This is a genomic window from Caloramator sp. mosi_1, from assembly GCF_028622835.1.
Classification (GTDB): Bacteria; Bacillota; Clostridia; order Clostridiales; family Caloramatoraceae; genus Thermobrachium.
In genome coordinates, this window is sequence record NZ_CP117677.1 from 489,912 (window position 1) to 511,125 (window position 21,214).

Here is a 21,214-nt window from a genome sequence, read left to right on the forward strand (position 1 = left end):
CGTACAACTTTGTTTTCACTTATATATTATCATGTACGTACAAGTTGTGCAATAGCTTTTTTAAAATTTTAAGAAAAATTAAATAAAAACACAAGGTAGGAGTAACCTTGTGTTTTTATATAGCATTTAACCCTGCAATATTTAATAAATTCCAAGGCTTATTAAAATGTGGCTGGAAGAAGAAATCCGTAAAGGCTAAATCCTCAACTGTCATTTCATTTTGTATAAAAACAGACATTGTATTCATAAGAGGTGTTAAATCGTGCTTTGATAAAATTTGAGCTCCTAATATTCTTCCTGTTTCCTTTTCAAAAACTACCTTTAACTTTGCCTTTTCAAATGTTGGCATAAACTCTGGTCTGTAGTTATCCTCTATTGTTACAGCTTGTATATTTAGCCCTTTATCCTTTGCAACTTCTTCTATTAATCCTGTTGAAGCAATGTTTAAGTCATATATTTTAATACCTGAAGTACCTTGAGTTCCTCTCCATTTAATACTGTTTTTGTAAGATTCTTTGCAGCTAATGTTCCCATTCTTACTGCATTTGTAGCAAGAGGAATATATTCATAGGACTTAGTTGGATTATACCATACTGCACAACAATCTCCTGCTGCAAAAACATCTTCTCTTGATGTTCTCATATATTCATCAACTATTATTGCTCCATTTGGCAGCATATCTAATTTACCTTTGAATATTTCAGTTGATGGTTTAAAGCCTACACAAACTATTACAACATCGGCAGGATATTGTCCTTTATCTGTTACAACCCTTTTTACTTTTCCATCTTCTCCCTCAAACTTTACTACAGTCTGAGATAATGCTAAATTAATTCCCTTAGTTCTTAACTTATCTTCTGCTAAATCAGTAAATTCTTTATCTAAATATTTGCTTAAGATTCTCTCTTGTGTATCGATTAATGTTACATTTTTCCCCTTTTCCTTAAAGGCTTCAACAAGTTCAACGCCTATATATCCTGCACCAACAACTACAACATTTTGTATATCTTCAACCTTTTTTATTATTTCATTTGCGTGATAATAGTTCTTAGAAAGTAAAATATTCTGTAGTTCATACCCTTCTATCTTAGGAATAACTGGCCAACTACCTGTTGTTATTATTAGTTTATCATAGGTATCTATAAACTCTTCTTCTGTTTCTAAATTTTTAACCTTTAATTCCTTTTTATCAAAATCAACATCTAATACCTCGTGTTTCATTTTTGTATTTATACCTAATTCACTTAGATGCTGTGGAGAGGAATAAAATAACCCATTAACATCCTTAATGACTCCACCTACATATAAGGCTATACCGCAGGATAAAAATGATATAGTATCATTCCTTTCATATACAGTAATATCAGCATCTTTGTATAACTTTGCTGTATTAATTGCAGCTGCCGTACCAGCGTGAGTACACCCAATTATTACAACCTTCATAAAATACACCCCTTTTTTATTTATTTAATTATATTTTAATCTATCGGATAATTTTTATCAATAGAAAATTATATTCTTTATTCATTTTTTAAGTATAATATAGTATTTCAAGGTATTATAAACAACGTATTTTGTTTAAGTAAAATAAAATCACTGTATATAATATTCTCATATACAGTGATTTTTATTTGTTTAAGATATATTGTTATATCCCTTTCATTATCTTAACTCCTCTATTTTGAGCCAATTTTAAAATAACATACAATGGTATTCCTATTAAAAGTGCACCAAGTCCCCATAATATTTGTTCTTTAGTAGCTTTTGTTAAAAGCCATATACTAACTATAACAGAGATAACAGGTAGCAAATACCCAAAAGGCATAGTATACGTGCTATTCATTCCTCGTTTTCTAAACACAATAACAGAAAGACAAGTTGGAATATATTGTGCAAACCTTGAAATAACAGAAATCATTGCAAGCTGTGTAAAGGTGCCAGAAACTGCAACTGGTATAGCCAGTATAACAGTTATAATGACTGCAATATATGGAACATCATATTTATTTTTCTTTGCAATGTACTTAGGAAGTATTCCATCTTCCGCAAGTGCTACACCCGATCTTGGAGCATTAAACGAAGCTGCTATATTTATTCCTCCTATTGATAAAATCGTCGCTATTGCTACAAACTTTTCACCAAAACCTCCCATAAAAACCTTTGCTGCATCAGCAACTGGTGTTGTACTTTCTGCAAGTTGTCCTCCCAAGATTCCAACAGAAATAATTTGAACAAGTATGTAAACAACAGATGCCAAAACCATAGTTACAATAATTGCTCTTGGTATGTTCTTTTGAGGCTCATCCATATCCTCTGCAGCAACTGCTATAGATTCAAATCCTGTAAAAGCATAAAAAATAAGTATAGCTGCTGAGCCTATAGTTGCACCACTTGTACCATTTGGAAACATAGGTATAAAATTTCCACCTTTTATAAAAAATATACCTATAATTACAAATAAAATAAGTGGTAATAATTTAGCAACTGTTATTATATTATTTAAATATTTAGTAGTCTTAACACCAGATATATTAACTAATCCAAGCCCTACCAAAATTGTTGTTGCAATTATGTTTTTAGCTAAAGGAGTTGCAGCTTGTGGTATAAATTTTGCCATAGCTGTTGCAAAACCTACTGCCATTGTTGCCCAAGCAATTATACTAATTGCCCACTTCATAATACCAACTTCAAAACCTATAAACTCTCCAAAGGCTTCTTTTGCATAAACATAAGGTCCTCCATTTTTATCAAAAAGACCACCAACCTCTGCAAAGCATAATGCCATTGACATTACTAATAGAGTATCAAAAATATAAATCCATATGCTACCAGGACCTATTATTTTCATAGCCTTTCCTGGTAAGAGATAAATCCCTGAACCAATAACACCGTTTATGCCTAATAATACTATACTCCAGAATCCAAATTTTTACTATCACCCATAAATTAATCCCTCCCTGAACAGTTTATAAATTCTTTAAATAAATTTATCATATTTGATTTAGGATTCTGAACCATCATTTCTGGATGCCATTGAACACCTATTACGAATTTACTGTTCTCAAGTTCAATTGCTTCAATAATATTATCATCCGAAAAAGCAACTGCTTTTAATCCGTTTCCTAATTTTTTAACACATTGATGATGGTATGAATTTATATTTGTCTTTTCTCCAAATATTTTATATAGTCTTGAACCTTCAATAAATCTTACACTGTGTGTTGCTGTACTTCTTTTAGCAGCTTGAACGTGTCTTATAAATGAACCTTCAACCTGAGATATATCCTGATATAGACTACCACCTAAAGCTACATTTAACATTTGCATACCTTTACATATACCTAATATTGGAATATTTCTTTCCAACGCAATATTTATACTTTTTAAATAAAACTCATCTATTTCAGGATAAGTATAATCCTGATACTTAGATGGTTGTTCACCATAAAGTAATGGATTTACATCAAACCCACCTGATAAAATAAGTCCATCTAACAAACTTATTTGTTTTGCAATAATTTCTTCTTCTAAATTCATAGGAATAATATACGGAACTCCACCTGCTTTAATAACTGAATCAATATAGTCATAATTAACATAGGCTCTTTCAATTCCCGGTAATATACCTCCCTCCATTATTAGTATATTTCCTAACACTCCAATAACTGGTCTCATCTTTAACGCCTCCTTTATATTGTTTCTATGCAAATACAATGCCAAAATTAAAATAATCCAACTTTTTGTAAATTGAATTTAAACCTATATTTCAATTCATTTCTTTACATTTTTTATAGTAAAATTAATACATATAAAATAAAAAACGGGATATGATAAACCTATTTTATCCCGTTTTTAATCCAATTTAAAAATATTTTACCTTTATCATTAATTTTAGTTCCACTCCTACCCTTATTTTTATTTATCATTTCTAAATCAAAAAGTAAATTTAATATTGACCTTACTTCACCCTCACCAATGTATGAAAGTTTTTCACTTATACATCTTCTACCAACACCATCACTTTTATCTAAACATTCAAGTACATCTATTACTTTTTCTAATTTATAAGTATTATTTATAATTTCAATTTCTTTTAAAAATCTATTCCATTATTTAATATATATTGTGGTAAATCATTTAATGTTACAATTTCAAATCCCATTACATTTAAATAACTTGCTATATTTTGCAGTTCTCTTATATTTCCTGGCCATTTATAATTTAGAAATAGTTTTTCAACCTCATAATCAAATTCTATTTTTCTTTCAAAAAACTTTCTAAAAGAGGCATTATATCTTCTTTTCTTTCCCTAAGTGGTGGTAAAGAAATTGGTAATACATTTATTCTATAATATAAATCCTCTCTAAATAAACCTTCATCTACTAATTTCTTTAAATCTTTATTAGTTGCTGCAATAACTCTAACATTGACATTAATTATGTTATCTGAACCAACTCTCATTATTTGTTTTTCCTGAAGTACTCTTAAAAGCCTTGTTTGTAATTTTAGTGGCATATCACCTATTTCATCTAAAAAAATTGTTCCATTATTGGCAATCTCAAATAAACCAATTTTGCCTTCCTTTAATGCACCTGTAAATGCACCTTTTTCATATCCGAAAAGCTCACTTTCTAATAAATTTTCAGGCAAAGCAGCACAATTTACAGCAACAAAAGGATATATAGAACGATTACTATAATTGTGTATAGATTGAGCAATCATCTCTTTACCAGTACCACTTTCTCCATTAATTAATACTGTATAATCTGATTTAGCTATTTTCTTTGCTATATTAATGCATTCCTTCATCTTAGGAGAATTTGTTATAATCATATCAAATTTATATTTTGCAAAAACCCTTTTTCTCGTATCTTTTTAGATAGATCTTGTTCAATCCTTTTTATATTAGTAACATCTGAAAAAGTTATTATATAACCTGAATCATAATTTAGATATTTAATAGGTTCTTTGTTTACACTAAAAATTTGGTTTTTATATTTTATTATTTCACTTTGTACTCTATTCTTTTTTATTACATTATCTATTTCTTTTCATTAAATGATAGGTAACTACCCATTTTATAGTTAAATAAATTATTATATGTACTATTAGCTAAAACTATTTTCCCTTCATTATCTGTAATTACAATAGCATCTTGTATATGCTCAATTAAAACCTCAAGTTGTTGCCCCTTTACAAACAAATCGAAATATTGTTTCTTAATCCCAATATCTTTGCTTATAATACTTTCAGAATATTTTATTAAATTTTCTTCTATATCCTTATCGTGTATATCTAAGCAATTAAATATTTTTAAAAACGTTGCTATATCAATGCATCTATGTCCTACATCAATTATAGTTTCTACAAAATTTGGTACCTTGTCTTTTTCTCCAGGAGTAATTGCAACCTTTACATTTTCATATACCTTATCATCTAAATATGGTATAAATTTAAGATGTTTTATTCCAATTCTACGAAGTAAATTAACTGTTTCAATTGTTGTTTCTTTTGTATCATTTACTACTAAAACTTCCGTATCATTTGGAATTGCTGCAATTTTATAAATTTCTTTTTCTCTCAATGTCCTTTCTATTACTATGATTGTACTCTCTTTTGAAGCATACTTTTGTATCTCATAAGCTTTTTCATCTATCATAACTAAAATAACAGTATCATTAATAATATCCCCATCCTTCATTTCATATAAGTAGTAGTTATTTATCTCTACCTTACCTACTAATACTTCATTTAAATTATCTCTTAAAAACTCTGACAAAGGCCCTTTTCTATTTGTAACAAGTGCAATACTCTTCAAATTTCATCCCTCCCTAAGTGCCCCCAGTTGAAATACTACATTTTTATATTTAATATCTTATTCATATCTTTAATTAATTTTTATATCGATAAATTATAATAAAAATAAAGATGTAATCATAAAACTTATAAGAAAAATTAATAAAATAAATTATTAAAGTATATACCTGCATTCAGTATTTTCTAAAAAATAATTATAATATTGACATAATTAATTCATATAAGACTTATAATTTCTCTTAGATTTAGCCTTTAACAAATTCATATAAAATAGTTATAATATACTTAATACTGATAATAAACAATTCCATAAAATGGTTTAATTCACATTTCACCTGGGTGGCACTTTTTGAGAAAAGGAGAGGTTATTATGCAAAAGCTGTATTATGAAAATCCATATATTTTTGAATGGGATGCTGAAGTTATAAATCAAATTAAAAAGATAATTTATATTTTGTTGAACTATCAAAAACAGCCTTTTATCCAGAAGGTGGGGGACAACCAAGAGACTTTGGGATAATTGATGGTTTTAACGTTATTGATTTGTTTGAAGAAAATGATACTGTATATCACGTTGTAGATAAAAAAATCGAAAAAAATAATGTAAAATGTACAATTGATTTTGAAAGAAGATTTGACCATATGCAAAACCACACAGGACAGCACCTTTTATCTTCAGTATTCATAACATTGTATGATGCCCCAACAAACAGTTTTCATCTTGGTGATGATTATGTAAGTATAGATATTGGTTTAGAAAATATAACAGACGAGATAGTTAAAAATGTTGAGGATAGAGTGAACGAACTAATTTTTAAAAACATACCAGTTAAATCATACATAGTAAATAATGAAGAAGCTAAAAAATTACCTTTAAGAAAACTCCCGCCTACTGATGTTAATATAAGAATTGTTGAAATCGAAGGAATAGACTACTCTCCCTGCTGCGGCACCCACGTTAGAAACCTTGGGGAAATTGGTATGGTAAAAATTTTAAAAACGGAAAAATATAAGAATATGACACGAGTATATTTTAAATGTGGTAAGAGACTTCTTAGAGATTTTCAAGAAAAAATACAATCATAAACAATTTAAACAAACAGCTATCTGTTCCACAAAATGAAATTCTAAGTAAAATAAACTCTATGCAAAATGAGATTAAAAATTTATCTAAACAGCTAAATGTACAAAAAGAAATTACTTCACAATACATTGCAATGGATTTAATAAAGGATTCTAAAGAAAATATCATATTTAAAATATACGATGATAAGCTATTTGACGAAATACAAATGATAGGAAATAAACTAACTTCCTTATGTGACAAAGTTGTTATTTTAGCTTCTATCGCCGATAAAAAGTTATATTAACCCATAATGGAACACTAAAAATTAACTGCGGTCAAATTTTTAAGGAACTTTTGCAAAACTTCAATGGTCGTGGGGAGGCGGTCCAAAATTTGCACAAGGAAGCTTTGAGAACATAGAAAACCTAAAGAAATTCACAGAAAATCTACTTGATCAAGTTAAAATACAGTAGGTAGAACCTACTGTATTTTAACTTATCCAATCATCATTTTAATATCATCATCTACGTTTGTAATACCACCAATTCCAAAGTTTTCAACAAGAACCTTTGCTACATTTGGTGATAAGAAGGCTGGTAGTGTTGGTCCTAAGTGAATATTCTTAACTCCAAGGTAAAGCAGTGCTAAAAGAACAGTTACAGCCTTTTGTTCATACCAAGCTATGTTGTATACTATTGGTAGCTCATTTATATCATTTAGTTCAAATACTTCCTTAAGCTTTAGAGCAATTACAGCAAGTGAATATGAATCGTTACATTGTCCTGCATCTAAAACCCTTGGAATTCCTCCAATGTCTCCAAGTTCAAGCTTGTTGTATCTGTACTTTGCACATCCTGCTGTTAGAATTACTGTATCCTTTGGAAGTTTCTTTGCAAATTCTGTGTAGTACTCTCTTGACTTCATTCTTCCATCACAGCCTGCCATAACAACAAACTTTCTAATTGCACCGCTCTTTACTGCTTCAACAACCTTATCAGCAAGTTGTAATACTTGGTTGTGGGCAAATCCACCAATTATTTCACCTTCTTCTATTTGTACTGGTGGTTTACATCTCTTTGCGTGTTCTATTATTTCGCTAAAATCTTTATTTCCATTTTCATCTTCCTTAATGTGTTTTGCACCTGGGAATCCTACTACACCAGTTGTGTATAGTCTATCCTTATATGAATCCTTTGGTGGTACTAAGCAGTTTGTAGTCATTAAAATCGGTCCATTAAATAGTTCAAATTCCTTATCTTGTAACCACCAAGCATTTCCATAGTTTCCAACAAAGTGTTCATACTTCTTAAAGGCAGGATAGTAGTGTGCAGGAAGCATTTCTCCGTGAGTATAAACATCCACGCCTGTTCCCTTAGTTTGTTCTAATAGTTGTTCTAAATCCTTTAGGTCGTGTCCACTTATAAGTATCGCTGGATTATTTCTTACACCAATATTAACCTTTGTAATCTCAGGATTTCCATAGGTTGATGTATTTGCCTTATCTAAAAGTGCCATCACATCAACAGCATATTTTCCTGTTTCAAGTGCAAGTGAAACAAGTTCATCAGCACTAAGTGTGTCATCTAAAGTTGCTGAAAGTGCCCTTTGCATAAATTTAAATATATCATTGTTTATATACTTAAGTACATAGGCGTGATTTGCATATGCAGCCATTCCCTTTACACCATAAGTAATTAATTCTCTTAAGGATCTTATATCCTCGTTTTCTGTCTTTAGTATTGATACTTCCTCTGCCTTCTTTTGTGCATCTTCCCTTGATACAACAAAATTTACTGCATCGTGATTTAGTTTTTTACATCTATTCCTTTAGACTTTAATTCATTCTTTATTTCCTCTCTTAAATTTATTCCCTCAAATACCCTATCGTATATTGCCATATCATCAAAATTTACATTTGTAATTGTCACAAACAGGCTTTCCATTATAAACCTATCTACATCATCCCTTTGAATTCCATTTTCCTTAGCAGTAAGGTTTACCATTGATAAACCCTTTAAAGTATACATTAGTAGGTCTTGACTCTTTGCAACTACATCATTCTTTCCACATACACCTCTTAAGCTACATCCCTTTCCACCTGCAGCTTCTTGACATTGATAGCAAAACATACTCATCTGAATCCCTCCTCTTTTTGTTTATACCTTAATTATACTTGCTATATTTTGGGGATTCAGTGATTTATATCACATAAATAAATTTTTATATGTTTATTTTAAAAATAGCACCGTTTATTACGGTGCCAGTAGAATAAAAGGATAATATGGAATGTTTCTTAATATCCAATATAAAAGAATGACTACTAAAATTATTATATAAGTTTTTTAGTTAGAATAATCTTTTTAAAAATAGGTTTATCATTTATGTATATTCCTATCTCTGAAATACAAAAATAAAATACAATTGGAATAGATAAAACCATAGCAGGATTATAGGAAAATGCCTGTTTTATCCTCCCGTGTAACAAATGGTAGTAAGCCCTTGATGACCCACAACCTGGACAATAATAACCTGTTATATACAAAAATGGGCAGGTTGGATATAGTGTTACCTCAGGATTATTTTTATAAAAATATAAAACTGAAACACAAAATAATAAAAGCATAATATAAAAAGTTTTTTTATTCCTTATACTAACCTTCATATTCAATTATCATCCTGAAACCGCAATAATATAAAATATCCCTATTATTAAACCAATAATAAATGAAGCCATACACCACGTTTTTGCCTTATCTGACGCTTCCTGTGCACCGTAATAGTCTCCAGCTGCCCATTTTGTATCCACTTGAGCTGCATAAACTATTGCAACAATTCCAAAGGGCAAACAGCAAAACAACGTTACCAAAATAGCCTGAGCTAAATATGTTGGTGGTTTATCTGCTAAACTTGGCCTAATATTTTTATAACCATAGTAAGTTTGTGTATCCCTTAGTTTAGTTCCACAATTTAAACAATAAAAAGCATCATCAGGACATTCTTGTCCACAATTTTTACAATACATAAAAATTCCCCTTGAATAGACTATTACATTTTATTCGATTATTGTTTGTGTTATTCGTATATTTTCTATATACAATTTTGTATTAGTTTTAACCCATAAAAATCACCCAAGTGAATTTTACACTTGGGTGAAGCCTTTAAAAAGTCAAGATAAAAAGGCCCCTTGAAGGATTACTTTGGTATTTTTTCAAGAGGCCATTTTAAATCAGAGGATATTTTATGTTTAATAACAATCTGGGTAATTTTTTTAATAATAAAGTATCTTAAATTTCTTGTCTCCCTTGATCTCTATTTCTTCCCTTTCAATATCATCTATTCTTGAAATTCCATTCCCCTTAAGTACAGCATCTAAAAATTTATGTATTTTATCCTCTTCCCCTTCAACTTCTGCCTCAACTGTTCCATCATCTAAGTTCTTAACATAGCCACTTAATCCTAAAGCATATGCCTTTGTATAAACAAAATACCTAAAACCTACTCCCTGTACTCTACCGCAGAACCTAAATCTATATCTTTTCATAAAACCACTCCATCTTATTTATACATAATTTGGAAAATATAACATTTCACCTGGGTGGCACTTTAGTTAAGTAAAGAGACTATTTTTAAGTCTTTTCTATTCATTAAATCTATAATTTCATCTCCTATTTTAATTATAGGATATGCAACATTTTGGGGTGTTATATAGACAATTTCAGCTGCTCGTCCATCATTCAAAACCACCTGCATACCAACATAGTAACTTGCAATGTTATGTAAGAAGGTAAGCAATATTTTTATATCAAAATTTATGTATCCATCTATTTCAATTATTTTGAAGGCATCAAAAGGCGTCATTCTACCCTTATAGACTCTCTCTTGAGTTAAAGCATCATATACATCGCATATAGAAATTATCTTTGCAAACAAACTTATATTATCACCCTTTAATCTTAGTGGATACCCAGAACCGTCTTCCTTCTCGTGATGCATAAGTATACCCTTTAAAACTTCAAGACTAATACGTTTATCCTGTTTTGCAATTTCATACCCGTACTGTGCGTGTTTTTTCATTATTTCAAACTCATTTTTATTAAGTGGTCCCTTTTTATTTAGTATTTCCTCAGGAATTTTTGACTTTCCTAAATCGTGCATAACCGCAGCCTTTGTTAACTCTGTAATTACCTCCTCTGAAAGACCAACCCATTTTCCAAGGAGCATACTATAAAAGGCTACGTTCAAGCTGTGATTATAGGTGTATTCATCATAGGCTTTAAAACTGGATAAAAATTTAATCACATTATCCTTTTGTTCCATTTCCACCTTTATATCTTCTGCAATATCAGATATAGCCCCATAATCAAGTTTTTGCCTAATGCTAAATCACCTATTATATTTTTTACTGCATCAACATTCTTAGAATATTCTTTTTTAGCTCTTCATATGCATTATTTATTGAATCTACTGAATCACTATCTGAATATATATATATTTGACTTATATCTAATTTTTTTAGCTTGTTTATTATAAATTCATTTAAAACTGTACCTTCTGTAATAATTACTGCTCCTGTTTCAGTAATCACATCTAAGGCAACCTTATCACCAATGCAGCAATCATCGATATTAATAATCCTCTTTTCCAAAATATCAGACCCCTCTTACTATATTAACTAATTTATATTATAACATAAAATCTTAAAAATACATATTTACCTATATTTTGTAAATTAAATAATTTATAAAAAATATTTTATCTTAGTAAATTAATACAGTATTCATTGTACTATTCTTTCAGTTATTTATTTCTTTATATATTTCTTTGAATCATAAGTTATTCTTGAAATTTCACTTTCATTTCCTATTCTGTCTACAGCTGTAACAGCATAAATATAATTTTTTTAATATCCACTTTATTATCGATAAATATTATCTCTCTTTGTCCCTTTTCTCTTTTATAATGGCTATTATGTTGTTAGGATCGTTTATATTTCCTATTTTATTCCCATTAAAACGATAAACAATATAATACATAGATTCATTAGATAAAGAATCCTGCCACTTTATTGATACTTTATTTTTTAAAACAGAAACTTTTAAATAACATACCTTCTTTGGAGATCTATTATCTATCCAAGGCATATTTGGTACAAATGCTTTTGTTCTATATAATTTTTTCAATAAGTTAGTTCCTTCATTATTACTATTAACAAGATTTCTTAAACTGAAAAAGCACTGCCCTTTACTTCTTTATATAGCGAGTTGAATTTTATTTGGTTTATTATTTCTTCAGGGTTTTGCCAATCAGTATCTAATTTATCAGTATATTTGTATACTGCTTGTCCAATATATAGATGACAATTCGTACCCCTTACAACATCTGACCACCAATCTACTAATTCAGCGTATGGTGCAGCATTATTTGCAAAAGACCAATAAATTTGTGGAATAATGTAATCAATCCATCCAGATTTTACCCATTTTCGTGTATCCGCATAAATATCATCATAACTTGATTGTGATGTTACAGGTGTATGTGAGCCTACACCTTCCTTGCTACCTTCTGGATGTTTTGCAATATGACCCCAAATCCCAAATGGGCTTACTCCAAATTTTACATATGGTTTCTCCCTCTTAATAGCCTGTGAAACTATTCTAATCATATTGTCAACATTGTTTCTTCTCCATTCCTTTATATCACTATATCCTTTGCCATATAGTTCAAAAGTATCTTTATCTTCTAAAGCCTCACCAAATACTAAAGGAATCTTTTTACCTGTTACATTGTCTATTTTCGATGTTTTATATGGATAAAAATAATCATCAAAGTGTATAGCATCAACATCATATTTTTTAACTATTTCTACAACCGTATCCTTTATAAAATTTTGAACTTCTGGTCTCCCTGGATCTAAAAATAGTTTATTTGCGAATCTAAGAACACAATCTGGATGAAGCTTGGCAAAATTATTATCTGCTAATTTTACAAGTTCCTCCTTTATAACTTCATCAGTTGGTTTATCAATTGAAAATCCTTGTGCAACTCTATATGGATTTAGCCAAGCGTGAAACTCCATATTTCTTTTGTGGGTCTCTTCAATCATCCATTTTAAAGGATCCCAACCTGGACTTACTCCTTGTTTACCTGTTAAATACTGCGACCAAGGATTTAATTTTGAATTATAAAAAGCATCATTCATAGGCCTTACTTGAAAAATTACTGCATTAAAATTCATATTCTGTAATTGATTTAGTATATTTATATATTCCTTTTTAAACTCTTCTTCCGATAAACCTTTTTTGATGGAAAATCTATATTTGAAACTGTTGAAATCCACACTCCTCTAAACTCACTTTTTTAGGTGTAATTTGCTGTGGTATTTTTATTTGTTCATCGTGTAACAGTATTTTTTATCTGAATTGTATTTAAATAATGGTACAAGCTTATCTACAGCCATAACATTTTTTGACTTAAAATTATATTTAATAACAATATCGATGTCAGAACTATAATAATATACTTTTTCTTCATACCAAAACACCTCAATCTTTTGAAAACAACTAAAATACACTATACTTAATAAAAATTATATAATATTTTGTGTATAATTTAAATAATTATTATGTCTTTTGTAAAAATTTATTTTAATAAGTAAAAAATTGATTTTAAATTAATAAATAGGTCGGGCATAATCCCGACCTATTCATTTAAATTCTCTATTAAATTTTTTAGTGCATCTACTGCTTCTCTTTCATCCTCACCCTCTGCCTTTATTACTATTTCATCTCCCTGTCTTACAGCAAGACTTAATAGTCCTAAAAGACTCTTTATATTTACTTCCTTTTCACCCTTTTTAAAAAATATGTTGCTTTTAAACTTTTTTGATTCTGTTACAACCAATGTTGCTGGTCTCGCGTGAAGACCTGTTTTGTTTTGTACTGTTGCCTTTGCTTCAACCATTTTAAACCCTCCATTTATTTAAAATTAAGTTTAGCTGCCGCCTCTTTATCTAAAATTAAAGTTACATCAGGATGAAGCTGCAGTATTGATGCTGGAACATCTGGTGTAATTGGACCATTTACCATTTTTTCAATTATATCTGCTTTTTCTTTGCCTGATGCCAAAAGAATAATCTTTCTTGCGTGCATTATTGTCTTTATTCCCATACTTATTGCCATCGTAGGTACTTCTTCTATTGAATTAAAAAATCTCGAATTTGCCTTTATGGTATCTTCATCAAGCCTTACAAGATGCGTTTTTGCTTCAAATTTAACATCAGGTTCGTTAAATCCAATGTGTCCATTTTTTCCTATACCTAAAATCTGAAGGTCTATACCTCCAGCCTTTTCTATTTTTTCTTCATATTCTAAACATTCCTTTTCAATATCCTGTGCTCTACCGTTTGGAATATTAATTTTATTCTTATCTATATCTACGTGTTTAAACAAATGTTCCATCATATAAAAATAATAGCTCTGTGGATTATCTCTATCTAATCCATAATACTCATCAAGGTTAAAGGTAGTCACCTCTCTAAAGGTAAACTTCCCTTCACTGTACATTTTTACTATTTCCCTATACATACCAATAGGAGTTCCTCCTGTTGCAAACCCAATAACACTTTTTGGCTTTAATATTAATTGGCTTGCAACCATATCTGCAGCTTTTTGCTTAACTCTTCGTAGTTTTCTGTCACAATTATTCTCATAAAAACCCTCCTATATTTGGTAAATCTCAGTTAAGGGCAACTGAAAACTAACTTTTATGCCGTAAAGACAACTTCTCCATCTATTATTGTTAACTTAACCTCTATATCTTCATTAAAAATTATAATATCTGCTTTTTTACCTTTTTAATACTACCAATTCTGCTGTCTTCATTAATAACTTTTGCTGGATTTAAAGAGGCCATCTTGACAGCATCTACTATATTTATTCCTAAATTTTTACATTTAGCACAGACCTATTTATAGTAAGGATACTTCCTGCAAGAGTACCGTCTTCAAGTCTTGCTGAAGTCTTATCCACATAAACCTCCTGTCCACCTAAGTCATATACCCCTTCCTTCATACCTCCTGCTCTCATAGAATCTGTTATTAAAACAACCTTATCAGTTCCCTTTATATTTATTAATAGCTTTACTGCCTCAGGATGAACGTGGATAAAGTCAGCAATGACCTCTGAGGTTATATGCTGATTAAGTACAGCACCAACTGCTCCTGGTTCTCTATGATTGAAGGGACTCATTGCATTAAAGGTGTGGGTAGCGTGACTTATCCCCTTTTTATTGCCTCTATTGCAATATCATAGGTTGTACTTGTATGCCCCATTGAGAGAACAATATTTTTATTTTTGAAACATATTCTATAAAACTTAATGCATCATCCACCTCCGGTGCCATTGTTATTATTTTTATTACATCAATATAATCCTTTATAAAATCATATGTCGGAGGTATTATATACTTTTCATCCTGTGCTCCTTTGTATTTTTGCTTATAAAAGGTCCTTCTAAATGAACTCCTAAAACCTTTGCTCCCTTTACCTTATCTTTATAACTTCTAACATTTTCAAGTGCACTATATATTAAATCCTTTGACATTGTCATCGTAGTTGGTAAAAGGCTGTAGCACCATACTTTGTGATGGTTTTACTTATATTTTGAAGTGCTTCATAGCTTGCATCCATTGTATCGCTACCACCTGCACCGTGTATATGTATATCAATAAAGCCAGGTGATACATAGTTACCGTCAGCGTCAATTATTTTATAGTCAGCTTTATTTATTTCTTTTTCATCCACAATATCAATAATTTTTTCGTCAAAGATTAAAGCTTTACCCTGAAGCACTTCCTCTTCTGTTATTATTCTACCGTTTATTATAGCCTTCATTTTATCAATCCTTCTTCATATTCTTCTATAGCCTTCGCTATGTATCCTCTGTTTTTTCTAAAAGTTTTTTAGCTTCTTTTATACAAAGTCCTGTCTTAATCATTAATATACTTAGTTTTACATCGTAATCTGTTTTATCAAGAACAGTCTCAATTACCAAATCATCTGCACCTGTCGCAATTTTAACTATTCTTTTTGCTCTCTCATACAATTTTTTATTTGAAGCCTGAACATCCACCATTAAATTTTCATATACCTTGCCCATTTTAATCATTGTTCCTGTTGAGAGCATATTTAGAATCATCTTTTGAGCTGTTCCTGCCTTCATTCTTGTTGAACCCATTATAACCTCAGGTCCAACCTCAGCTGATATTGGAACATCAGCATACTCATTCATTATGCTTTTCTTATTCATATTTACTGCAATTGTCAGTGCTCCTATTTCCTTTGCATACTTCATTGCTCCTATTACATAAGGAGTTCTGCCAGATGCTGCAATTCCGCAGACAACATCTTTATTTGTCAAATTTCTATCTATCATATCTTTTCTACCAAGCTCCTCATCATCCTCTGCACCTTCTACTGCTTTAAACATTGCAGTATGTCCTCCAGCAATTACCCCTTGAACCAACTCATAATCAACTCCAAAGGTAGGTGGGCACTCCGATGCATCTAATATTCCAAGTCTTCCACTTGTTCCTGCCCCAACGTATATTAACCTTCCACCATCTAAAAGCCTTTGTGATATCATATCAATTGCCTTCGCAATATTTTCCTTTTCCTTCTCTACTGCGAAAGCTACCTTTTATCCTCCTCATTTATCATTGAAACCATCTCTAATGTGCTTACTCTATCAATATTCTTCGTATTTGGATTCACAGCTTCAGTAACAAGATGTGCCAAATTTATTTTGTCCATACAGTTCACTCCTATCATTTAAGCTCAAAACCAAATTTCTGCCAAGGTTGTAAGTAGTCCAATAAAAATAATTCTTCTTCCTTAATTCTACCTACTACATTTGTTTTCCCTGAGTTTTCCATATCCTTTAATGCTATTTGCAATTCACCTGCATAATGTCCATATAATGATGTATCAATTAGTATGTCTCCCTTTTAATATCTGGTGTATTAAAAGGTATAAACTTATGTCCCTTGTATTTTACTCTACTTTGTGTAGACCTAATCATATATTCTGATACATCTCCGCGATTAAAGTGCAATTCTTCTAAAACTATTTTTCTTTCAATTTCTGGTACATCCTTAACAAGTTCTACTTCAAACTTGAGCATATCCCTATCCACTTTACTTAATTCTTTCATTTCCTCTTCAGATGCAAAACAATTTGCAATTATAACATCATCTATTAATCCTGTTGCAAAAGATGCTTTGCTTGAACCTTTATAGGTAAATTTCTATGCATTTCTAAAGTACATAGTCCCTCATTAACAGGCCAAGGTCCAAAGGTACTATTGTTTGAAGAAACAAAAGCTGCTGTTCTAATTCCTAATTCTTTAAATTGTCTACTACACTTTTCAAAGTGATTATAACTTAGACCTGTATATCTGTGGGGATAAAAATTATGACATGCAATAAGATTTTCTAAATTTGGTTTGTAGCTTAATATATTTTCTATATATTTTGTACCATTACTCATATTTATTTCAATCTTCAAACCATATGGATTAAATGTCATAAGGGATTCCTCTAGTCCACTAAATCCCATATCAAGTCTTATGCCATAGACATTAAGCTCTTTAAAAAGCTCAAATCCTTATAACTAATTCCAAGTTCTCCAAAAACTCTTGGACTTACATCTGCAATTACGTTCATTCCTAATCTATTTGCTTCATTAATTATTTCCTTAAATTCCTTGACTATTTTATCTTTATCGCCATTAACAGATAATAGACAAGTAAATACCCTTTTAAATCCGTATTTTGCTGCTAAATTTAAATACTCTATATTTTCCTGCAAACTGGCTTTTTCAGGATATATTGAAATACCTAACTGTTTCATATATTATTCCCCTAAAAAATTTTTTGCCTGGTGTTATATTCCCTAAAACAACTCTTTCCCTTGCTCCTGTTGCACCTTTAATATTTGAACATATTCCATTTAATGTTTCATTAGCAAGTACTGCAAAGGCAACTGCTTCTTTTGCATCTGATGAATATCCTAAATCTTCTTGTATCATAACACTACAGTTTGGTAATAAATCTTTAATCATATTTACTAAAGTTTTGTTATAACTACCACCACCACTTATAATTACTTCATCCACACTATATTTATCAAAGATATACAATTTATAATTTATGTATATTGAATAAGCTGTAAAAGCAGTTACTGTTGTTATAATATCAAAATCTTTATGAATCCCCCATTTTTTAAGGAGACTATCAACAAATGAACTGCCAAACATCTCTCTTCCAGTAGTCTTTGGTGGTTTTTAGATATATATGGTATATCTAAAAGTTCCTTTAACATACCTTCTATAATTTTACCTTGTGAAGCAAAATAACCATCTTTGTCATATTTAACTCCCTTAAGTCTCTGTACAACTTCATCTATAATCATATTTCCTGGTCCAGTGTCAAAGGCAAAAACATCATCCACTCTGCAATTTTTGGGTATTACCGTTACATTTCCAATACCACCTATATTCTGTAGTGCCCTTGTTTTATCTGATTTATATAATATATAATCTACATAAGGTACAAGTGGTGCACCTTGCCCCCTGCTGCCATATCCATAACTCTAAAATTAGATACGACAGTCGCTCCTGTTTCATAGGATATAACTGCTGGTTCTCCAATCTGAAGTGTTGATTTTATACTTCTATCACTACCTACTGGAATATGATATATAGTTTGTCCGTGTGAACCTATGAAATCAAGTTTGTCCAAAGGAAATTTTGCCCTTTTACATACCATTTTTACAGCATCTGCAAATAAATATCCTAATTTAAAATTAAGACTGCAGATAAGTTCAACATTAGACTCCTCCAACTTACAACAACTTTTTATCTCTTTTTTATATCCTCTGGCATATCTAAATTAACGAATTCTATTAATTCAACCTTTGTATTTTCGGAATTTCCGCTTATTTTAACAAGTGCTACATCAATACCGTCTAATGATGTTCCTGACATAAGACCTACGGCATACTTACACATTGATATCACCAACCATTTTATTATGTTCCATTAGAGCTATATAAAAGCCCCTTTGACGCTGGAACGTCTTCTTCTATTACTCTTACATTATTTAGTTTTCTACTTAAAATCTCTTTAAAATTAACTTTAACTATGTCAACCTTTGTTAATATGCTACCTTTAATACCAACCTTTATATCATTTAACATATCTAATTTATTTGCAACCATACAGGTTAAATTAACTAAATCTTCAGCTGCCTCAAGTAATATTTTTTGCATATATATCTTGTTTACTACTCTCTACAACAACCGGTACTAATGAAGCAATACTTGCCTTATCAAATTGGTAAACAAAACCTTTTATCTCTTCTACTTTTTTAATGTTTAATTTTTTCATTATATTTAATGTTAAAGGGCTCGCTTTATAACCCATATCGTATTCATAAATCATCTTTTTAAAGCTTTTAAAGATATATGATATCCACTACCTTCATCACCTAAAATATGTCCCCATCCTCCAGCCCTCATAATTTCATTTTCCTTTTTACCTACACTTATAGAGCCGGTTCCTGAAATAGTTATTATTCCATCCTCCCCTTTAATAAAGAAGCGTGTGCTATAACTGCATCATTCACTACCTTTGTATTGATTTTAAAGTATTCCTCAATTTTCTGCTTAATAATTGTACTATAATTTCCAGCTTCAACTCCTGCTAATCCTGCACAAATAAAAATACATTTTGAGTCTTTTGTTTTTTCATATACACCCTCTATACAACCATCAATTGCTTTTATTATATTATTTAATGCTTCTTTTTCATTTACCATTACATTTCCAAAACCAGAGACACTTTTATAGATGTAATCTCCATTTAAACTATAGGCTACAGCTTCGGTTTTAGTGCCTCCACCATCCACACCAATAATATACTGCAAAATATCACCAACCTCTTAGCTTAACATCATATCTAAAATATTGCATAAATCATCATCAGAAAATTTTATACTAAATTTTCTTTCAATAATAGTTAGATTTTCTTTTATATGTTCATAAATCTCAGAGTGCTTATTTTTTATTACTTCCAAGTTCTCGCATTTGACAGTTTCTTCTTGGTTTATTAACTTTTCAATTAAACAACCTAAATGTATAATAATACCATTTAATTTATCTTCATCAATATGAATCTTAAAGGTATTTAATAAATCATCAAACATATTAATAATATAGTCTACTAAATCACCCGATTCATCAATCTGTAAATAATCTTTAAAAACTATCTTTAAATTTTTTATAAACTCACCAGTTGAAGTAGTATAATTAATATATCCTTTATAATACTGTTCAAATAATGAATCAAGAGATATATAATTTATACCTTCAATTTCTATTTTAAATGGACTAACAATTGCTTCAATTTCAGCATTTTTTCTCAAACCTTCAACTGCTTTTAAAAATTCATTTTTATCTTTAATAGCTAAATTAACAACATCATATTTATTTATATCAAATTTTTTATATATTAACTCTTTAATCTTTTGTGCAGTTCCTTCACCTGTTGTACAAGCTGAAATGATAATTGGTTTATTTTTGAACTAAAAGAATTTTCAGCTTCACTTATTTGCTTCTCTTCAGCCTTTAGTGAACTTACTATATCGCTCAAACTCGCATTCATTAGAGCCATTCTTGTTGCTTTAATTGCCATAAGTGTTGTGACCATATCGACAGACTCGACTTCTATTCCTGTATTGTTAGAAATCATTTTATCAAAATATCTCAATGAACCCATATCAACTAAAAGTAATGCACCTTTTCCTTCGTTTTTCTCTTTTATTATTTCTTCAATCTTTTTTAGTGCATCCTCTGGTTTCATTGAAAGCGGCATATCAAAGGCTAACGCGTGATTTGTATTTAACAAATGATTTACTACCTCAACCATAGAAGATGCTGTGCTACTTCCGTGCATAGCAACCAAGACTAATACTTTACCATCATTTTCCTTTGCTTCTGCTGCAAAAACATAGCAATAAACCCTATTTCATCTAACGGAACCCTAATATTAAACTTTTCTTCTAACTTCTCAGCAAGTAACATAGCAATTTTAAATTCTTTTGGGTATTTCTCTCTTATTTCTTCTAATTTTGGGTTTTCTATCATTTTGTTAAATTTTGCTCTATTTAAAAATGTATCTATATGTATAACTAATCCTAAAAATGTGTTTTTGAAATTTTTCTTTTTAATTTATATTCAGCTAAAGATATAAAGGATTTTATAAATTCAAATAAATCA

The 21,214-nt window shown here is 30.1% G+C and carries 22 protein-coding genes and 8 pseudogenes; 3 read left to right on the forward strand and 27 right to left on the reverse strand.

The window, feature by feature from the left end; translation table 11 throughout:
- Nucleotides 1-115: 115 nt before the first annotated feature.
- From PL321_RS03475 to PL321_RS03495, 6 genes and pseudogenes are all read right to left on the reverse strand, one after another.
- A pseudogene (locus PL321_RS03475) lies at nt 116-1,443 on the reverse strand (FAD-dependent oxidoreductase).
- Between the two features lie 205 nt (nt 1,444-1,648).
- Nucleotides 1,649-2,914 (reverse strand): annotated as a pseudogene (locus PL321_RS03480) (APC family permease); the annotation flags it as partial.
- Between the two features lie 32 nt (nt 2,915-2,946).
- A complete protein-coding gene (locus PL321_RS03485; RefSeq protein ID WP_273963473.1) occupies nt 2,947-3,675 on the reverse strand; it encodes a gamma-glutamyl-gamma-aminobutyrate hydrolase family protein in 729 nt (242 codons plus the stop codon).
- A gap of 418 nt (nt 3,676-4,093) precedes the next feature.
- Nucleotides 4,094-4,258 (reverse strand): hypothetical protein, encoded by a 165-nt coding sequence (locus PL321_RS20860; RefSeq protein WP_443110728.1) that lies wholly within the window; start codon nt 4,256-4,258, stop codon nt 4,094-4,096.
- A complete protein-coding gene (locus tag PL321_RS03490) occupies nt 4,255-4,833 on the reverse strand; it encodes a sigma-54 interaction domain-containing protein (RefSeq protein ID WP_273963475.1) in 579 nt (192 codons plus the stop codon). The genes PL321_RS20860 and PL321_RS03490 overlap by 4 nt, the downstream gene beginning before the upstream one ends.
- Before the next feature lie 208 nt (nt 4,834-5,041).
- The gene (locus PL321_RS03495) at nt 5,042-5,818 is read right to left on the reverse strand and encodes a PAS domain-containing protein (protein WP_273963476.1); all 777 of its coding nucleotides are present in this window, start codon (nt 5,816-5,818) and stop codon (nt 5,042-5,044) included.
- A 348-nt stretch (nt 5,819-6,166) separates the two neighbouring features.
- Here PL321_RS03495 and PL321_RS03500 point away from each other — a divergent pair, with 348 nt between their 5' ends.
- The 3 genes from PL321_RS03500 to PL321_RS03510 are packed head-to-tail and all read left to right on the forward strand — an operon-like array spanning nt 6,167 to nt 7,187.
- Nucleotides 6,167-6,337, forward strand: coding sequence for a hypothetical protein (locus PL321_RS03500; protein ID WP_273963477.1), 171 nt, complete (start codon nt 6,167-6,169; stop codon nt 6,335-6,337).
- A gap of 23 nt (nt 6,338-6,360) precedes the next feature.
- Nucleotides 6,361-6,903 carry an alanyl-tRNA editing protein gene (locus tag PL321_RS03505; RefSeq protein WP_273963478.1) on the forward strand — a complete coding sequence of 181 codons (543 nt, stop codon included), beginning with the start codon at nt 6,361-6,363 and terminating at the stop codon, nt 6,901-6,903.
- Nucleotides 6,904-6,962: 59 nt separating this feature from the next.
- Entirely contained in the window at nt 6,963-7,187 is a 225-nt protein-coding gene (locus PL321_RS03510) for a hypothetical protein (RefSeq protein ID WP_273963479.1), read from the forward strand.
- A 191-nt stretch (nt 7,188-7,378) separates the two neighbouring features.
- Here PL321_RS03510 and hcp read toward each other — a convergent pair.
- The 21 genes and pseudogenes from hcp to PL321_RS03610 form a co-directional block, all read right to left on the reverse strand.
- Nucleotides 7,379-9,018: pseudogene (gene hcp, locus PL321_RS03515) on the reverse strand (hydroxylamine reductase).
- A 194-nt stretch (nt 9,019-9,212) separates the two neighbouring features.
- A complete protein-coding gene (locus PL321_RS03520; protein ID WP_273963480.1) occupies nt 9,213-9,506 on the reverse strand; it encodes a DUF2752 domain-containing protein in 294 nt (97 codons plus the stop codon).
- Nucleotides 9,507-9,554: 48 nt separating this feature from the next.
- Nucleotides 9,555-9,905: a CD225/dispanin family protein gene (locus tag PL321_RS03525; protein WP_273963481.1), complete on the reverse strand. Its 351-nt coding sequence runs from the start codon at nt 9,903-9,905 to the stop codon at nt 9,555-9,557.
- Between the two features lie 246 nt (nt 9,906-10,151).
- A complete protein-coding gene (locus tag PL321_RS03530) occupies nt 10,152-10,424 on the reverse strand; it encodes an acylphosphatase (RefSeq protein WP_273963482.1) in 273 nt (90 codons plus the stop codon).
- A gap of 62 nt (nt 10,425-10,486) precedes the next feature.
- Entirely contained in the window at nt 10,487-11,200 is a 714-nt protein-coding gene (locus PL321_RS03535; RefSeq protein WP_273963483.1) for an HD-GYP domain-containing protein, read from the reverse strand.
- Between the two features lie 82 nt (nt 11,201-11,282).
- Nucleotides 11,283-11,528 (reverse strand): hypothetical protein, encoded by a 246-nt coding sequence (locus PL321_RS03540; protein WP_273963484.1) that lies wholly within the window; start codon nt 11,526-11,528, stop codon nt 11,283-11,285.
- Nucleotides 11,529-11,811: 283 nt separating this feature from the next.
- Nucleotides 11,812-12,063 (reverse strand): hypothetical protein, encoded by a 252-nt coding sequence (locus PL321_RS03545; RefSeq protein ID WP_273963485.1) that lies wholly within the window; start codon nt 12,061-12,063, stop codon nt 11,812-11,814.
- 38 nt (nt 12,064-12,101) lie between these two features.
- The gene (locus tag PL321_RS03550; RefSeq protein ID WP_273963486.1) at nt 12,102-13,220 is read right to left on the reverse strand and encodes a glycoside hydrolase family 10 protein; all 1,119 of its coding nucleotides are present in this window, start codon (nt 13,218-13,220) and stop codon (nt 12,102-12,104) included.
- Between the two features lie 362 nt (nt 13,221-13,582).
- Entirely contained in the window at nt 13,583-13,843 is a 261-nt protein-coding gene (locus tag PL321_RS03555; RefSeq protein ID WP_273963487.1) for an HPr family phosphocarrier protein, read from the reverse strand.
- A 14-nt stretch (nt 13,844-13,857) separates the two neighbouring features.
- A pseudogene (nagB, locus tag PL321_RS03560) lies at nt 13,858-14,591 on the reverse strand (glucosamine-6-phosphate deaminase).
- 54 nt (nt 14,592-14,645) lie between these two features.
- Nucleotides 14,646-15,773 (reverse strand): annotated as a pseudogene (nagA, locus tag PL321_RS03565) (N-acetylglucosamine-6-phosphate deacetylase).
- Nucleotides 15,770-16,691: pseudogene (gene murQ / locus PL321_RS03570) on the reverse strand (N-acetylmuramic acid 6-phosphate etherase). The pseudogenes nagA and murQ overlap by 4 nt, the downstream one beginning before the upstream one ends.
- A gap of 14 nt (nt 16,692-16,705) precedes the next feature.
- Nucleotides 16,706-17,788 (reverse strand): annotated as a pseudogene (locus tag PL321_RS03575) (DUF871 domain-containing protein).
- A pseudogene (gene anmK / locus PL321_RS20865) lies at nt 17,757-18,947 on the reverse strand (anhydro-N-acetylmuramic acid kinase AnmK). Before anmK ends, PL321_RS03575 begins: the two co-directional pseudogenes overlap by 32 nt.
- A gap of 20 nt (nt 18,948-18,967) precedes the next feature.
- Entirely contained in the window at nt 18,968-19,207 is a 240-nt protein-coding gene (locus tag PL321_RS03585) for a hypothetical protein (protein WP_273963488.1), read from the reverse strand.
- On the reverse strand, nt 19,188-19,361 hold the full coding sequence (locus tag PL321_RS03590; RefSeq protein WP_273963489.1) for a hypothetical protein: 174 nt from the start codon (nt 19,359-19,361) through the stop codon (nt 19,188-19,190). Before PL321_RS03590 ends, PL321_RS03585 begins: the two co-directional genes overlap by 20 nt.
- 14 nt (nt 19,362-19,375) lie before the next feature.
- Nucleotides 19,376-19,531 (reverse strand): BadF/BadG/BcrA/BcrD ATPase family protein, encoded by a 156-nt coding sequence (locus tag PL321_RS20870; RefSeq protein WP_443110729.1) that lies wholly within the window; start codon nt 19,529-19,531, stop codon nt 19,376-19,378.
- Entirely contained in the window at nt 19,510-19,863 is a 354-nt protein-coding gene (locus PL321_RS03595; RefSeq protein ID WP_273963490.1) for a BadF/BadG/BcrA/BcrD ATPase family protein, read from the reverse strand. Before PL321_RS03595 ends, PL321_RS20870 begins: the two co-directional genes overlap by 22 nt.
- 15 nt (nt 19,864-19,878) lie before the next feature.
- Entirely contained in the window at nt 19,879-20,361 is a 483-nt protein-coding gene (locus PL321_RS03600) for a PRD domain-containing protein (protein WP_273963492.1), read from the reverse strand.
- Nucleotides 20,362-20,447: 86 nt separating this feature from the next.
- The gene (locus tag PL321_RS03605) at nt 20,448-20,891 is read right to left on the reverse strand and encodes a hypothetical protein (RefSeq protein WP_273963493.1); all 444 of its coding nucleotides are present in this window, start codon (nt 20,889-20,891) and stop codon (nt 20,448-20,450) included.
- Between the two features lie 11 nt (nt 20,892-20,902).
- Nucleotides 20,903-21,166 (reverse strand): PRD domain-containing protein, encoded by a 264-nt coding sequence (locus PL321_RS03610; protein ID WP_273964375.1) that lies wholly within the window; start codon nt 21,164-21,166, stop codon nt 20,903-20,905.
- Between the last annotated feature and the right edge of the window lie 48 nt (nt 21,167-21,214).

What these genes read in the sequence shown, in the direction of transcription:
- PL321_RS03485 (WP_273963473.1), bottom strand. Translation starts at nt 3,675, where the DNA reads ATGAGACCAGTTATTGGAGTGTTAGGAAATATACTAATAATGGAGGGA.
- PL321_RS03490 (WP_273963475.1), bottom strand. Translation starts at nt 4,833, where the DNA reads ATGATTATAACAAATTCTCCTAAGATGAAGGAATGCATTAATATAGCA.
- PL321_RS03510 (WP_273963479.1), top strand. Translation starts at nt 6,963, where the DNA reads ATGCAAAATGAGATTAAAAATTTATCTAAACAGCTAAATGTACAAAAA.
- PL321_RS03520 (WP_273963480.1), bottom strand. Translation starts at nt 9,506, where the DNA reads ATGCTTTTATTATTTTGTGTTTCAGTTTTATATTTTTATAAAAATAAT.
- PL321_RS03525 (WP_273963481.1), bottom strand. Translation starts at nt 9,905, where the DNA reads ATGTATTGTAAAAATTGTGGACAAGAATGTCCTGATGATGCTTTTTAT.
- PL321_RS03530 (WP_273963482.1), bottom strand. Translation starts at nt 10,424, where the DNA reads ATGAAAAGATATAGATTTAGGTTCTGCGGTAGAGTACAGGGAGTAGGT.
- PL321_RS03535 (WP_273963483.1), bottom strand. Translation starts at nt 11,200, where the DNA reads ATGGAACAAAAGGATAATGTGATTAAATTTTTATCCAGTTTTAAAGCC.
- PL321_RS03555 (WP_273963487.1), bottom strand. Translation starts at nt 13,843, where the DNA reads ATGGTTGAAGCAAAGGCAACAGTACAAAACAAAACAGGTCTTCACGCG.
- PL321_RS03585 (WP_273963488.1), bottom strand. Translation starts at nt 19,207, where the DNA reads ATGCAAAAAATATTACTTGAGGCAGCTGAAGATTTAGTTAATTTAACC.
- PL321_RS03590 (WP_273963489.1), bottom strand. Translation starts at nt 19,361, where the DNA reads ATGGGTTATAAAGCGAGCCCTTTAACATTAAATATAATGAAAAAATTA.
- PL321_RS03605 (WP_273963493.1), bottom strand. Translation starts at nt 20,891, where the DNA reads ATGCACGGAAGTAGCACAGCATCTTCTATGGTTGAGGTAGTAAATCAT.